General features: G+C 55.2%; 11 protein-coding genes and 4 tRNA genes. All 15 read right to left on the reverse strand.

Features of this window, described 5'->3' with window-relative positions; genetic code table 11:
* Window positions 1-43 precede the first annotated feature (43 nt).
* The 15 genes from rpoC to birA all read right to left on the reverse strand — a co-directional run bounded on the left by rpoC (window position 44) and on the right by birA (window position 14,766).
* On the reverse strand, window positions 44-4,243 hold the full coding sequence (rpoC, locus tag IB254_RS28075; protein WP_008030891.1) for a DNA-directed RNA polymerase subunit beta': 4,200 nt from the start codon (window positions 4,241-4,243) through the stop codon (window positions 44-46).
* A gap of 64 nt (window positions 4,244-4,307) precedes the next feature.
* Window positions 4,308-8,381, reverse strand: a complete 4,074-nt coding sequence (gene rpoB / locus IB254_RS28080; RefSeq protein WP_008030889.1) for a DNA-directed RNA polymerase subunit beta — start codon at window positions 8,379-8,381, stop codon at window positions 4,308-4,310.
* 220 nt (window positions 8,382-8,601) lie between these two features.
* Window positions 8,602-8,967 carry a 50S ribosomal protein L7/L12 gene (gene rplL, locus IB254_RS28085; RefSeq protein WP_008030886.1) on the reverse strand — a complete coding sequence of 122 codons (366 nt, stop codon included), beginning with the start codon at window positions 8,965-8,967 and terminating at the stop codon, window positions 8,602-8,604.
* A gap of 75 nt (window positions 8,968-9,042) precedes the next feature.
* A complete protein-coding gene (rplJ, locus tag IB254_RS28090) occupies window positions 9,043-9,543 on the reverse strand; it encodes a 50S ribosomal protein L10 (protein ID WP_008030884.1) in 501 nt (166 codons plus the stop codon).
* Between the two features lie 198 nt (window positions 9,544-9,741).
* Window positions 9,742-10,437 carry a 50S ribosomal protein L1 gene (rplA, locus tag IB254_RS28095; RefSeq protein ID WP_008041297.1) on the reverse strand — a complete coding sequence of 232 codons (696 nt, stop codon included), beginning with the start codon at window positions 10,435-10,437 and terminating at the stop codon, window positions 9,742-9,744.
* A complete protein-coding gene (rplK, locus tag IB254_RS28100) occupies window positions 10,437-10,868 on the reverse strand; it encodes a 50S ribosomal protein L11 (RefSeq protein ID WP_008030880.1) in 432 nt (143 codons plus the stop codon). The genes rplA and rplK overlap by 1 nt, the downstream gene beginning before the upstream one ends.
* 117 nt (window positions 10,869-10,985) lie before the next feature.
* Window positions 10,986-11,519: a transcription termination/antitermination protein NusG gene (nusG, locus tag IB254_RS28105; RefSeq protein ID WP_007896622.1), complete on the reverse strand. Its 534-nt coding sequence runs from the start codon at window positions 11,517-11,519 to the stop codon at window positions 10,986-10,988.
* A gap of 9 nt (window positions 11,520-11,528) precedes the next feature.
* Window positions 11,529-11,897, reverse strand: a complete 369-nt coding sequence (gene secE, locus IB254_RS28110) for a preprotein translocase subunit SecE (protein WP_007896620.1) — start codon at window positions 11,895-11,897, stop codon at window positions 11,529-11,531.
* Between the two features lie 45 nt (window positions 11,898-11,942).
* A tRNA-Trp gene (locus IB254_RS28115) sits at window positions 11,943-12,018 on the reverse strand.
* A 174-nt stretch (window positions 12,019-12,192) separates the two neighbouring features.
* Window positions 12,193-12,268: transfer RNA gene (locus tag IB254_RS28120), tRNA-Thr, on the reverse strand.
* Between the two features lie 26 nt (window positions 12,269-12,294).
* Window positions 12,295-12,368, reverse strand: a tRNA-Gly gene (locus tag IB254_RS28125).
* 24 nt (window positions 12,369-12,392) lie between these two features.
* A tRNA-Tyr gene (locus tag IB254_RS28130) sits at window positions 12,393-12,477 on the reverse strand.
* A gap of 142 nt (window positions 12,478-12,619) precedes the next feature.
* Window positions 12,620-13,060, reverse strand: a complete 441-nt coding sequence (locus IB254_RS28135) for a hypothetical protein (RefSeq protein WP_008041291.1) — start codon at window positions 13,058-13,060, stop codon at window positions 12,620-12,622.
* A gap of 7 nt (window positions 13,061-13,067) precedes the next feature.
* Window positions 13,068-13,817: a pantothenate kinase gene (locus tag IB254_RS28140; protein WP_192420660.1), complete on the reverse strand. Its 750-nt coding sequence runs from the start codon at window positions 13,815-13,817 to the stop codon at window positions 13,068-13,070.
* Complete coding sequence (gene birA / locus IB254_RS28145; protein ID WP_192420661.1) at window positions 13,807-14,766, reverse strand: bifunctional biotin--[acetyl-CoA-carboxylase] ligase/biotin operon repressor BirA; 960 nt, start codon at window positions 14,764-14,766, stop codon at window positions 13,807-13,809. The genes IB254_RS28140 and birA overlap by 11 nt, the downstream gene beginning before the upstream one ends.
* Window positions 14,767-14,980: the final 214 nt, after the last annotated feature.

Consider the following 14,980-nt stretch of genomic DNA (forward strand, 5'->3'; position numbering starts at 1 on the left):
GATGAACGGAACGATCAGGGCCTTGGCTCATTTATCGCAGAACTCAGTTACCGCTCGAGTTCAGCGCTTCGGTCAGTGCAGCTTCCACTTCACTGGCGCTTACGCGCAACGGTTTGTCAGCATCACGACGGCGTTTACGCTCGCTGTGATAAGCCAGACCGGTACCAGCCGGGATCAGACGACCCACGACCACGTTTTCTTTCAGGCCGCGCAGGTAATCGCGCTTGCCGGTTACCGCCGCTTCGGTCAGTACGCGAGTGGTTTCCTGGAAGGAAGCCGCCGAGATGAACGATTCGGTGGACAACGACGCCTTGGTGATACCCAGCAGCACGCGAGTGAACTTGGAAACGAATTTCTCGTCGTTCGCCAGGCGCTCGTTCTCTACCAGTACGTGAGTCAATTCCATCTGGTCGCCCTTGATGAAACTGGAATCGCCGGATTCAGCGATTTCAACTTTACGCAGCATCTGACGCAGGATGGTCTCGATGTGCTTGTCGTTGATCTTCACGCCTTGCAGGCGGTAAACGTCCTGGATCTCGTTCACGATGTACTTGGCCAGCGCACTTACACCCAGCAGACGCAGGATGTCGTGTGGATCGCTCGGGCCGTCGGAGATAACTTCGCCGCGGTTTACCTGTTCGCCTTCGAAGACGTTCAGGTGACGCCACTTCGGAATCAGCTCTTCGTACGGATCGCTACCGTCGTTCGGAGTGATGACCAGACGGCGCTTGCCTTTGGTCTCTTTACCGAACGCGATGGTGCCGCTGACTTCAGCCAGAATCGAGGCTTCTTTCGGACGACGGGCTTCGAACAAGTCGGCAACACGCGGCAGACCACCGGTGATGTCACGGGTTTTCGAAGTCTCTTGCGGAATACGAGCGATAACATCACCGATCGCGATTTTCGCACCGTCCGCAACACCGACCAGGGCGTTGGCTGGCAGGAAGTACTGAGCGATAACGTCAGTGCCTGGCAGCAACAGATCCTTGCCGTTGTCATCAACCATCTTCACAGCAGGACGGATATCTTTACCGGCAGCTGGACGGTCTTTGGCGTCGAGGACTTCAATGTTGGTCATACCGGTCAATTCGTCAGTCTGACGCTTGATCGTGATGCCTTCTTCCATGCCCACGTAGGTCACGGTACCTTTCATTTCGGTAACGATTGGGTGAGTGTGCGGATCCCACTTGGCCACGATTGCGCCAGCGTCGACCTTGTCACCTTCTTTAACCGAAATCACAGCACCGTACGGCAGCTTGTAACGCTCGCGCTCACGACCGAAGTCATCAGCGATTGCCAGCTCACCGGAACGGGACACAGCAACCAGGCAACCATCCACTCGCTCAACGTGCTTCAGGTTGTGCAGACGGACGGTACCGCCATTCTTCACCTGAACGCTGTCAGCTGCGGAGGTCCGGCTTGCCGCACCACCGATGTGGAACGTACGCATGGTCAGCTGGGTGCCCGGCTCACCGATGGACTGGGCAGCGATAACGCCGACCGCTTCACCGATGTTCACCTGGTGACCACGAGCCAAGTCACGGCCGTAGCACTTGGCGCAAATGCCGTAGCGGGTTTCGCAGCTGATCGGCGAACGCACGATCACTTCGTCGATGCTGTTCAGCTCGATGAACTCGACCCACTTCTCGTCTACCAGAGTGCCGGCAGGAACGATAACTTCCTCGGTACCTGGCTTGAATACGTCACGGGCAATGACACGACCCAATACGCGCTCACCCAACGGCTCAACAACGTCACCGCCTTCAATGTGCGGAGTCATTACCAGGCCATGTTCGGTGCCGCAATCGATCTCGGTCACAACCAGATCCTGCGCCACGTCTACCAGACGACGAGTCAGGTAACCGGAGTTCGCAGTTTTCAACGCGGTATCCGCCAAACCTTTACGAGCACCGTGAGTCGAGATGAAGTACTGAAGTACGCTCAAACCTTCACGGAAGTTCGCAGTAATCGGCGTTTCGATGATGGAACCGTCCGGCTTGGCCATCAGGCCACGCATACCGGCGAGCTGACGGATCTGCGCAGCAGAACCCCGTGCGCCCGAGTCGGCCATCATGTACATCGAGTTGAAGGACTCTTGGTCGACTTCGACGCCATGACGGTCGATGACTTTCTCTTTCGAGAGGTTGGCCATCATCGCCTTGGAAACTTCGTCGTTCGCCTTGGACCAAAGGTCGATCACTTTGTTGTACTTCTCGCCCTGGGTTACCAGGCCGGAGGCGTACTGACTTTCGATCTCTTTCACTTCGTCGGTAGCAGCACCGATGATGCGGGCTTTTTCATCCGGGATAACGAAGTCGTTAACACCGATGGAAACGCCGGAAATAGTCGAATAGGCAAAACCGGTGTACATCAACTGGTCAGCGAAGATCACGGTCTCTTTCAAACCAACCACGCGGTAGCACTGGTTGATCAGCTTGGAGATCGCCTTTTTCTTCATCGGCAGGTTGACGACGTCGTACGACAGACCTTTTGGTACAACCTGGAACAACAGCGCACGGCCGACAGTGGTGTCGACGATACGAGTGTTGGTCACGCTGCCGCCATCACGGTCGTTGACGGTTTCGTTGATCCGCACTTTGACTTTTGCGTGCAGCGCGGCTTCGCCGGCACGGAACACACGGTCAACTTCCTGCAGATCCGCGAACACACGACCTTCGCCCTTGGCGTTGATCGCTTCACGAGTCATGTAGTACAGACCCAATACAACGTCCTGCGACGGAACGATGATTGGCTCACCGTTGGCTGGCGACAGAATGTTGTTGGTCGACATCATCAACGCACGCGCTTCCAACTGGGCTTCCAGTGTCAGCGGTACGTGCACGGCCATTTGGTCGCCGTCGAAGTCGGCGTTGTACGCAGCACAGACCAGAGGGTGCAGCTGGATAGCCTTACCTTCGATCAGTACTGGTTCAAACGCCTGGATACCCAGACGGTGAAGGGTCGGTGCACGGTTGAGAAGCACTGGGTGTTCGCGGATAACTTCAGCGAGAACGTCCCAAACTTCCGGCAGCTCGCGCTCAACCATCTTCTTCGCAGCTTTGATGGTGGTAGCGAGACCACGCATTTCCAGCTTGCCGAAAATGAACGGCTTGAACAGCTCGAGAGCCATTTTCTTCGGCAGACCGCACTGGTGCAGACGCAGGGTCGGACCTACGGTAATTACCGAACGACCGGAGTAGTCAACACGCTTACCGAGCAAGTTCTGACGGAAACGACCTTGCTTACCCTTGATCATGTCAGCCAAGGATTTCAGAGGACGCTTGTTGGAACCGGTGATAGCACGGCCACGACGACCGTTGTCGAGCAGTGCATCGACGGCTTCCTGCAACATACGCTTTTCGTTGCGCACGATGATGTCCGGAGCGGACAGATCGAGCAGGCGCTTCAAGCGGTTGTTACGGTTGATCACTCGACGATACAGATCGTTGAGGTCGGAAGTCGCGAAGCGACCGCCATCCAGCGGGACCAGTGGACGCAGATCTGGCGGCAGAACCGGCAGAACGGTCAGCACCATCCATTCTGGAAGGTTGCCGGAACCCTGGAAGGCTTCCATCAACTTCAGACGCTTGGACAGCTTCTTGATTTTGGTTTCGGAGTTGGTTTGCGGAATTTCTTCACGCAGACGGCCAATCTCGTGTTCCAGGTCGATAGCGTGCAGCAGTTCGCGGACAGCTTCGGCACCCATGCGGGCATCGAAATCGTCGCCGAACTCTTCCAGCGCTTCGAAGTACTGCTCATCGTTCAGCAGCTGACCTTTTTCAAGGGTGGTCATGCCTGGATCGATAACGACATAGCTCTCGAAATAGAGAACGCGTTCGATATCACGCAGGGTCATGTCCATCAGCAAGCCGATACGCGACGGCAGCGATTTCAGGAACCAGATGTGGGCAACTGGCGAGGCCAGTTCGATGTGCGCCATGCGCTCACGACGAACTTTAGCCAGCGCGACTTCAACGCCGCACTTCTCGCAGATCACACCACGGTGCTTCAAGCGCTTGTACTTACCGCACAGGCACTCGTAATCCTTTACCGGGCCAAAGATCTTGGCGCAGAACAGGCCGTCACGCTCAGGTTTGAACGTACGGTAGTTGATGGTTTCCGGCTTTTTAACTTCACCGAACGACCACGAACGGATCATCTCAGGCGATGCCAATCCAATACGGATGGCGTCGAACTCTTCGACTTGACCCTGGTTTTTCAGCAAATTCAGTAGGTCTTTCAAGGCCTTTCCTCCTGGCGGAGCAGAGAGCGGGCAATCCTGCCCCGCTCTCGATTCGCGTCACGTGTTATTCGGTTTCCAGATCGATATCGATGCCGAGGGAACGAATTTCCTTGATCAACACGTTGAAGGACTCGGGCATGCCCGGCTCCATACGGTGATCGCCATCCACGATGTTTTTGTACATCTTGGTACGGCCGTTCACATCGTCCGACTTCACTGTGAGCATTTCTTGCAGAGTGTAAGCGGCACCGTATGCTTCCAGTGCCCAGACCTCCATCTCCCCGAAACGCTGACCACCGAACTGTGCCTTACCACCCAGCGGCTGCTGGGTAACCAGGCTGTACGAACCGGTAGAACGAGCGTGCATCTTGTCGTCTACCAAGTGGTTCAGCTTCAGCATGTACATGTAGCCAACAGTAACCGGGCGCTCGAACTTGTTGCCGGTACGGCCGTCGGTCAGCTGCATCTGGCCGCTTTCTGGCAGGTCTGCCAGTTTCAGCATGGCCTTGATTTCGCTTTCCTTGGCGCCGTCGAACACTGGAGTGGCCATTGGAACGCCGCCACGCAGGTTCTTCGCCAGATCCAGGATTTCCTGATCGGAGAAGCTATCCAGATCTTCGTTACGACCGCCGATCTCGTTGTAGATTTCGTGCAGGAACTTGCGAAGCTCGGCGACTTTGCGCTGCTCTTCGATCATCCGGTTGATCTTCTCGCCCAGACCTTTGGCCGCGAGGCCCAGGTGGGTTTCAAGGATCTGACCAACGTTCATACGCGAAGGTACGCCCAACGGGTTGAGGACGACGTCGACCGGGGTGCCATTGGCATCGTGCGGCATGTCTTCAACCGGCATGATCACGGAGACCACACCTTTGTTACCGTGACGACCGGCCATCTTGTCGCCCGGCTGGATGCGGCGACGGATTGCCAGGTAAACCTTGACGATTTTCAGCACGCCTGGAGCCAGGTCATCGCCCTGCTGCAGTTTGCGCTTCTTGTCTTCGAACTTGTCGTCCAGCAGACGGCGGCGATCAACGATGTAGGCTTGAGCCTTCTCGAGCTGCTCGTTCAGAGCATCTTCAGCCATGCGCAGTTTGAACCACTGACCATGCTCAAGACCGTCGAGAACTTCGTCGGTGATGTCCTGACCTTTCTTCAGACCGGCGCCGCCTTCGGCTTTATGGCCGACCAGAGCGGAACGCAGACGTTCGAAAGTGGCACCTTCAACGATACGGAACTCTTCGTTCAGATCCTTGCGGATCTCGTCGAGCTGAGTCTTCTCGATCGACAGTGCACGAGCATCACGCTCAACGCCGTCGCGGGTGAAGACCTGTACGTCGATGACAGTACCCTTGGTACCGGTAGGTACACGCAGGGAGGTGTCTTTAACGTCGCTGGCTTTTTCACCGAAGATGGCACGCAGCAGCTTCTCTTCCGGAGTCAGTTGAGTCTCGCCTTTCGGAGTGACCTTACCGACCAGAATGTCGCCTGCGCCAACTTCAGCACCTACGTAAACGATACCGGCTTCGTCCAGTTTGTTCAGTGCAGCTTCACCCACGTTAGGGATGTCCGCAGTGATTTCCTCAGGCCCAAGCTTGGTGTCACGTGCCACACAGGTCAGTTCCTGAATGTGGATCGTGGTGAAGCGATCTTCCTGAACAACACGCTCGGACAGGCAGATGGAGTCTTCGAAGTTGAAGCCGTTCCATGCCATGAACGCGATGCGCATGTTCTGACCCAGAGCCAGCTCACCCATGTCGGTGGACGGACCGTCGGCCATGATGTCGCTGCGCTGGACCCGATCACCTTTACGCACCAGCGGACGCTGGTTGATGCAGGTGTTCTGGTTAGAGCGGGTGTATTTGGTCAGGTTGTAGATGTCTACACCAGCTTCGCCGGTTTCAACTTCGTCATCAGCAACACGAACCACGATACGGCTGGCGTCCACGGAATCGATAACACCGCCACGACGAGCCACGACGCAAACGCCGGAGTCACGAGCTACGTTACGCTCCATGCCGGTACCGACCAGCGGCTTGTCAGCGCGCAGGGTTGGTACAGCTTGACGCTGCATGTTCGAACCCATCAACGCACGGTTGGCGTCGTCGTGCTCGAGGAACGGGATCAGCGACGCTGCAACCGAAACTACCTGCTTCGGCGATACGTCCATCAAGGTGACGTCTTCCGGCGCCTTGACGGTGAACTCGTTCAAGTGACGAACAGCTACCAGCTCGTCGATCAGGACTTTCTTGTCGTTCATCGTGGCCGAAGCCTGCGCGATCACATGATCAGCTTCTTCGATGGCGGACAGGAAAACGATCTCGTCGGTGACCAGAGCGTCTTTCACCACACGGTACGGGCTTTCGAGGAAGCCGTACTGGTTGGTGCGCGCATAGGCGGCCAGGGAGTTGATCAGACCGATGTTCGGACCTTCCGGCGTTTCGATCGGGCATACACGACCGTAGTGAGTCGGGTGTACGTCACGAACTTCAAAGCCGGCACGCTCACGAGTCAAACCGCCAGGGCCGAGTGCAGACACACGACGCTTGTGGGTGATCTCGGACAGTGGGTTGTTCTGGTCCATGAACTGGGACAGCTGGCTGGAACCGAAGAACTCTTTCACCGCCGCAGCCACTGGCTTGGCGTTGATCAGGTCTTGCGGCATCAGGCCTTCGCTTTCAGCCATCGACAGACGCTCTTTGACCGCACGCTCAACACGTACCAGGCCAACGCGGAACTGGTTCTCGGCCATTTCGCCTACGCAGCGAACACGACGGTTACCCAGGTGGTCGATGTCATCGACGATGCCTTTACCGTTACGGATGTCGACCAGAGTCTTCAGAACCGCGACGATGTCTTCTTTGCACAACACGCCCGAACCTTCGATTTCGGTACGACCGATACGACGGTTGAACTTCATCCGGCCGACCGCAGACAGGTCATAGCGCTCAGGGCTGAAGAACAGGTTGTTGAACAGAGTCTCGGCAGCGTCTTTGGTTGGCGGCTCGCCTGGACGCATCATGCGATAGATCTCGACCAGCGCTTCCAATTGGTTGCTGGTGGAGTCGATCTTCAGGGTGTCGGAGACGAACGGACCGCAGTCGATATCGTTGGTGTACAGAGTTTCGATGCGGACAACCTGAGCCTTGGCGATTTTCGCCAGGATCTCGGTGTTCAGTTCGGTGTTGCACTCTGCCAGGATTTCGCCGGTTGCCGGATGCACGATGACCTTGGCGGTAGTGCGACCCAGGACGTAGTCCAGAGGCACTTGCAGCTCTTTGATCCCGGCTTTTTCCAGCTGGTTGATGTGGCGAGCGGTGATACGACGACCTTGCTCGACAATAACCTTGCCTTTGTCATCCAGGATATCCAGGACAGCAATTTCACCACGCAGGCGCTGAGGCACCAGTTCCAGGCTGAGGTTTTCACCTTGCACGTGGAAGACGTTGGTGGTGTAGAACGCGTCGAGCACTTCTTCAGTGGTATAGCCGAGCGCGCGCAGCAGTACCGATGCAGGCAGCTTGCGACGACGGTCGATACGCACGAACACGCAGTCTTTCGGGTCGAACTCGAAGTCCAACCACGAACCGCGGTAAGGAATGATGCGCGCGGAGTACAGCAGTTTGCCGGAGCTGTGCGTCTTGCCACGGTCGTGGTCGAAGAACACGCCCGGGGAACGGTGCAGCTGGGAAACGATTACACGCTCGGTACCGTTGATTACGAAGGTACCGTTCTCAGTCATCAGGGGGATTTCACCCATGTAGACTTCTTGCTCTTTGATGTCCTTGATCGCTTTGTTCGACGATTCTTTGTCGAAAATGATCAGGCGCACTTTTACCCGCAAAGGTACGGCGTAAGTTACACCGCGCAATACGCATTCTTTGACATCAAATGCCGGTTCGCCCAGGCGATAACCGACGTACTCCAGCGCAGCATTGCCGGAGTAGCTGATGATCGGGAAAACGGATTTGAAGGCCGCATGCAGGCCCACGTCGCGGAACTGATCTTTAGTCGCTCCCGCTTGCAAGAATTCACGATACGAATCCAGCTGGATGGCCAGGAGGTACGGCACATCCATGACGTCCGGCAACTTGCTAAAGTCCTTGCGGATACGTTTTTTCTCAGTATATGAGTAAGCCATCAGCGTTCCCCAGCTTGGTCACCTGCTTGTTTGGCCCCTCCCGACGGGAGCAGCCAGAAAATCGTGCAAACCCCATGGTTTGCGCCACCGCATCGGGTGGTTACAACTCGTTATCAGCACCGACCCAGTCGGCTGCCAATAACGGAAAAAGGCCGGTGGCAAGAGCCACCAGCCATCAGCCTTTCGCTTAACGCTCGGGCTGGAGGAGCAAAGTCGATGCTTACTTCAGCTCGACTTTAGCGCCTGCTTCTTCCAGTACTGCTTTGGCTTTGTCAGCTGCGTCTTTGGCAACAGCTTCCAGAACCATGGCAGGAGCGCCGTCAACTACAGCCTTGGCTTCTTTCAGGCCCAGACCGGTCAGTTCACGTACAGCCTTGATCACGTTAACTTTCTTCTCGCCAGCTTCGGTCAGCATGACGTTGAATTCAGTTTGCTCTTCAACAACAGCGGCAGCAGCAGCTGGACCAGCCGATGCAGCAGCAGCGGTAACGCCGAATTTTTCTTCGAAAGCTTTGATCAGCTCAACAACTTCCATTACGGACATGTTGCCAACTGCTTCAAGGATATCGTTCTGAGAGATAGACATGAATCTAATTCCTGATATTGGGGACGGCCTACGCGACCATCGAAATAAACAAAAAACGCGAGAAGGAGACGAGCCTTAGGCTGCGGCAGCTTCTTTTTGGTCGCGAACTGCCGCCAGAGTACGAGCCAACTTGCTGGTAGCGCCTTGAATCACGCTCATCAGCTGAGAAATAGCTTCGTTACGGGTCGGCAGGGTTGCCAGTACGTCGATCTGATTAGCTGCGAGGAACTTGCCCTCGAACGCAGCTGCCTTGATCTCGAACTTATCCTGACCTTTTGCGAACTCTTTGAAGATACGAGCAGCAGCGCCCGGATGTTCTTTGGAGAATGCAATCAAGGTAGGGCCGGTGAACACGTCGTTGAGAACACTGTATTCAGTGTCGGCAACGGCGCGCTTGAGCAGGGTGTTACGTACAACACGTACGTAAACGCCAGCTTCACGAGCCTCTTTACGGAGTCCGGTCATTGCGCCTACTGTTACGCCACGGGCATCAGCCACGACAGCGGACAGAGCGACTTTGGCAGCCTCGTTGACTTCAGCGACGATGGCCTTCTTGTCTTCGAGTTTAATTGCCACGGGTTTAACTCCTGCTTGTTACCGTTTCATCCAACCGGAGCCGGATGTCGTTTTGGTGTCTGATTCGGTAAGGAACCGGGAGCACCATCTGCGTAGGCTTGAGGTTTAAGACTTGCGTCGCCTACGGTCTTGGATAGCCCCCGCCAGGCAGGGACCCCAATTTTTCAATTGGCGCAATCGCTTGCGCCAACCTGTGTCTTACGCGTCGAGCGAGCTTTGGTCGATGACCAGACCTGGGCCCATGGTGGTGCTCAGGGTAACGCGCTTGACGTAAATGCCTTTCGAGGAAGCTGGCTTGATACGCTTCAGATCAGCGATCAGGGCTTCAACGTTTTCCTTCAGCTTGACGGCGTCGAAGCCGATCTTGCCAACGGAAGTGTGAATGATGCCGTTTTTGTCGGTGCGATAACGAACCTGACCAGCCTTGGCGTTTTTAACCGCGGTAGCTACGTCTGGAGTTACGGTGCCGACTTTAGGGTTAGGCATCAGACCACGTGGACCGAGGATCTGACCCAACTGACCTACAACGCGCATTGCATCCGGGGATGCAATAACTACGTCATAGTTCAGGTCGCCGCCTTTCATTTCGGCAGCCAGGTCGTCCATACCTACACGGTCAGCGCCGGCAGCCAGAGCGGCCTCAGCAGCTGGACCCTGGGTGAACACAGCAACGCGAACAGTCTTGCCAGTGCCGTGCGGCAGCACAGTAGCGCTACGAACGACCTGGTCGGATTTACGCGGGTCAACACCCAGGTTCACAGCAACGTCGAACGACTCGCTGAACTTGACAGTCGACAGCTCAGCCAGCAGAGCAGCAGCGTCTACAAAGTTGTAGGACTTGCCTGCTTCGATTTTGCCGGCGATAGCCTTTTGACGCTTGGTCAACTTAGCCATTACACACCCTCCACGTTAAGGCCCATGCTACGAGCAGAACCGGCGATGGTACGCACGGCTGCTTCCATATCAGCTGCAGTCAGATCCGCGTTTTTAACTTTCGCGATTTCTTCCAGCTGAGCACGAGTCACGGTGCCAACCTTAACGGTGTTCGGACGAGCGGAACCGCTAGTCAGACCAGCCGCCTTCTTCAGCAGAACCGAAGCAGGGGTGGATTTGGTTTCGAAAGTGAAGCTACGGTCGCTGTAGACAGTGATGATCACTGGAGTCGGCAGACCTGGCTCAATACCCTGAGTACGGGCGTTGAAAGCCTTGCAGAATTCCATGATGTTCACGCCGTGCTGACCCAGAGCAGGACCAACAGGTGGGCTTGGGTTAGCCTGAGCGGCCTTCACTTGCAGCTTGATGTAAGCGGTAATCTTCTTGGCCATGAGGCACTCCAATTACGGGTTCGAACGCCTCGAAAGGCTCCCCGGTTACTTGCGCGTTTATCCCAGTGACGACAAAACCCCACAGCCTAGGGCTGCGGGGTTGGGATGCTTGCTCAGCTAGACTTTTTCGACCTGGCTGAACTCTAGCTCTACCGGAGTAGAGCGACCGAAAATGAGCACTGCCACTTGGATCCGGCTCTTTTCGTAGTTAACTTCTTCAACCGTGCCGGTAAAGTCGGCAAACGGCCCGTCGTTGACACGCACCGACTCGCCAGGCTCGAACAACGTCTTCGGCTTAGGCTTATCGCTACCATCAGCGACACGACGCAGAATCGCTTCTGCCTCTTTGTCTGTGATTGGTGCAGGCTTATCAGCGGTACCGCCGATGAAACCCATCACCCGAGGAGTATCCTTGACCAAGTGCCAAGTACCCTCGTTCATATCCATCTGAACCAGCACATAACCTGGGAAGAACTTACGCTCGCTTTTGCGTTTCTGGCCATTACGCATTTCAACCACTTCTTCAGTGGGAACCAGAATTTCGCCAAAGCCATCTTCCATGCCAGCCAGCTTTACGCGCTCTACTAACGAGCGCATGACATGCTTCTCGTAACCGGAGTAAGCATGCACAACGTACCAACGCTTAGCCACGGGACACCCTTAGCCGACAATCAAGGAAACAAGCCAGCCGAGCAGGGAATCAAGCCCCCACAACAGCAACGCCATAACCAACACAACAGCGACAACGATCAACGTGGTCTGCGTGGTTTCTTGGCGAGTTGGCCATACGACTTTACGAATCTCGGTGCGAGCTTCCTTAACCAGTACAAAGAAAGACTTGCCCTTGACTGTTTGCAGGCCTACGAAGGCAGCCACAGCAGCGATGACAAGCAATGCAAGTACGCGGTACAGGATCGGCGAAGCAGAGTAATACTGATTACCAACAACGCCAACAACCACCAAAGCGACTACTACTAGCCACTTGAGCAGATCGAAGCGAGAGCCTTGAGCTTCAGCTTTAGGAGTCATCTATGAAGATCCTGTGAAAAGAAAGCCAGACACACCAGGTGAATCTGGCAGGTCAGGAGGGAATCGAACCCCCAACCTACGGTTTTGGAGACCGTCGCTCTGCCAATTGAGCTACTGACCTAAAACAAAATCAGGCCGACCATTATGCCGACCCGAAAAAGACATTACAACACCTTACTCGACAGCCTCGACCTTAAGACCAAAGCTACCCGCGCAACCAGCCAACAAAAAAACAAAAAGGCCTGATCGCAACCCTTAAAACAAAGGCAGATATTTTCATATCTGCCTTGTTATATGGAGCTCTTGAGCGGATTTGAACCGCTGACCTCACCCTTACCAAGGGTGTGCTCTACCAACTGAGCTACAAGAGCGTAACACTTTGCAGGACCTGCAAACTTGGAGCGGGTAGCGGGAATCGAACCCGCATCATCAGCTTGGAAGGCTGAGGTTCTACCACTAAACTATACCCGCGAGGCTTGCAGCTCTCGCTAAAAATGGTGGAGGGGGAAGGATTCGAACCTTCGAAGTCGTAGACGTCAGATTTACAGTCTGATCCCTTTGGCCGCTCGGGAACCCCTCCTAAGCGAGCCGGCATTCTATATCATGCCAGCCTTCTGTCAAGCATTTTCTCATTAAAAACCTGAGGTTAGGTGCGTTGACATCGCTTCGCTGCGTTTGCCGTTAAAGGCGTTCACTGCGAAGCGGGCGCCATTCTATTCAAACTATTCAGCCGGTGCAACCCCCTCGCACGGCATTATTTTATGTTTTAACTCATTGAATTCTCTAGAAAGGTTTTGCAGCTGAACCTCACCCAGCCAACGCCGGCTTTCAGGGGCGATCCGAACCCAATAACCCGCGAATTCAAGATGATCCTTTGGCAGGAGCTGATACTTGATTTCCATGCCATTCAAGCGCCGTTCAACTGCCTGAACCGCTTCTTGACGAACAAAACCACCCAAGTACAAACAACTATTGTCCGGCAGAGCAGCCTTCCCCTTATCAAGGACCGGATCAGCCGCCTCGCTCAATAAGCGAATATCCTGCTGCCCTCCCCTATACAAACTGAGAGGAGTGACATCCTTCGCGCGCAGAGGAGCCTCTTGTTGGTGCCAGATGTAATAGAACACATTCAGAACAAGCAGCAGCAGAAACAACCAACGCATAAGAACCTCAGGACAAAGGACATGCCATAGCCAAACCCACAAATACCAGGTCCGGAACCACTCTAGCCTCTGGCACAATCTCAGAAACCAACGCGGCATCCCCACCGGTCAGAAACACGGAGAAATCCGCCCCCCAGTAGCTACGCGCAAGCTCCAGCTGGGTCAGAACAAAGCCTCTAAGCATCAACGAGCACCCCCGCTCAACCGCTTCGACGGTTGTGCGACCTGGAACGAGACTCTCCATGGCGCGCTCAGCCGCCAGATCCCCATAACGAATTTTACGGGTATGGGTGCGCAATTGATTTCGCATCAATGGCATTCCCGGACAAATAAACCCCCCGAGATGCTCTCCGTCACCGGCGACGAAATCCGCAGTGACAGCAGTACCAAAATCAAGCACCAGGCATGCACCCGACGCTAATTGGAACCCCCCAAGCATCGCCAGCCAGCGGTCGAGCCCCAGGCGTTCAAACTCTTCATAGCCATTGCGGACACCCGACATTTCGCGAGCGGGCGCAGCGCAAACTACTGACACTCCAAAAGTGTCGGTCAGCAGAGTAATCAATGCACCGGTCTCTTCTGCCGTTCGGACACTGACCAATCGGCAAAACTTGAGGGCGAGCCCCTTGAGCGCGCTCAAACTCTCCAGCAATGCAGGATTGGAGTCGACGACGCCCTCGCCAACCGTCTGGCGAGCATCAGCTTCAAGCACTCGCCACTTGATAAAACTGTTTCCGCAGTCGAGCTCAAGAATCATCACGCAACCTCAAGCTGAGCTCACCACCACTAAAGACTTTTTCCACACCGCCCACCTTCAAGCGCAGAGCACCCTGACTATCAATACCCAGTACCTCGCCATCTATATGGTTAACTCCGGCGATCAACGACACCGCCCGACCCTGCCACAGATGATTCTGCTCCCACTCAGCCTGGATAGCGGAAAATCCGCCGACTTGATGTCGACTCAAATAAACCTGGAGCATCTGCCCCAACTGCGCGACCAATTGATTGCGATCGAATGTCCGCCCTGACTCAAGCCGCAAGGACGTCCACTGCTGATCAACCTCGCCGGTCATCTGCATGTTCACATTGATCCCGACACCCAGAACTACATGGCACACATCAGCTGGGTCGCCTACCAACTCAAGCAGTATCCCCGCGAGCTTTTTTTGACCAACCAGAACATCGTTGGGCCATTTCAAACCTGCATCTGATACACCCAGCGCTCGCAAGGTTTGCAAGACAGCAAGCCCAACAACAAGGCTCAAGCCTTCCAACTGGCGCATGCCACCTTCAATACGAAGCACCAGACTGTAATAGATATTTTCCGCAAAAGGACTCGCCCACTTACGCCCGCGGCGCCCACGGCCAGACGTCTGCCGCTCGGCAAGCACAAGAAATGGCGCCACCTGACCGCGCTCTATTGCACGCAGCGCCTCGGCGTTAGTGGAGTCAATTGAATCGAAAACCAGAATGGGCCAATTACAAGAAGGCGCCTGCTCTGCAATTGCGACAGAGTCGAGCAGTGTCAACGGCGAGGCCAATTGATAACCACGCCCCCGCACCTTGTGGATGGACAAGCCAAGCTCAGCCTCGAGAAGCTGAAGCTGCTTCCACACAGCACTCCGACTGACACCTAAAGCGGTGCCCAGGGCCTGGCCTGAATGGAATCGGCCATCCTTAAGAAGCTTTAACAACGTCAGCATGCAAGTCCCGCCTCACAATGAGGCCCGCATGATAGCCATGCCTTGAGCCGTTGCATAGAAACCGTACTGGGCAGATTTTCTTGCGGACAAAACAAAACCCCAACTGCTTTCGCAATTGGGGTTTCGGAATTTAATCTTGACGATGACCTACTCTCACATGGGGAAACCCCACACTACCATCGGCGATGCATCGTTTCACTGCTGAGTTCGGGAT

It is taken from the genome of Pseudomonas sp. PDM03 (genome assembly GCF_014852385.1).
GTDB lineage: Bacteria > Pseudomonadota > Gammaproteobacteria > Pseudomonadales > Pseudomonadaceae > Aquipseudomonas > Aquipseudomonas migulae.

Bases quoted from the DNA above. Each gene is read 5' to 3' on its own strand.
- rpoB (WP_008030889.1), bottom strand. From the start codon at position 8,381: ATGGCTTACTCATATACTGAGAAAAAACGTATCCGCAAGGACTTTAGC.
- rplL (WP_008030886.1), bottom strand. From the start codon at position 8,967: ATGTCTATCTCTCAGAACGATATCCTTGAAGCAGTTGGCAACATGTCC.
- rplA (WP_008041297.1), bottom strand. From the start codon at position 10,437: ATGGCTAAGTTGACCAAGCGTCAAAAGGCTATCGCCGGCAAAATCGAA.
- rplK (WP_008030880.1), bottom strand. From the start codon at position 10,868: ATGGCCAAGAAGATTACCGCTTACATCAAGCTGCAAGTGAAGGCCGCT.
- secE (WP_007896620.1), bottom strand. From the start codon at position 11,897: ATGACTCCTAAAGCTGAAGCTCAAGGCTCTCGCTTCGATCTGCTCAAG.
- IB254_RS28135 (WP_008041291.1), bottom strand. From the start codon at position 13,060: ATGCGTTGGTTGTTTCTGCTGCTGCTTGTTCTGAATGTGTTCTATTAC.
- IB254_RS28140 (WP_192420660.1), bottom strand. From the start codon at position 13,817: ATGATTCTTGAGCTCGACTGCGGAAACAGTTTTATCAAGTGGCGAGTG.
- birA (WP_192420661.1), bottom strand. From the start codon at position 14,766: ATGCTGACGTTGTTAAAGCTTCTTAAGGATGGCCGATTCCATTCAGGC.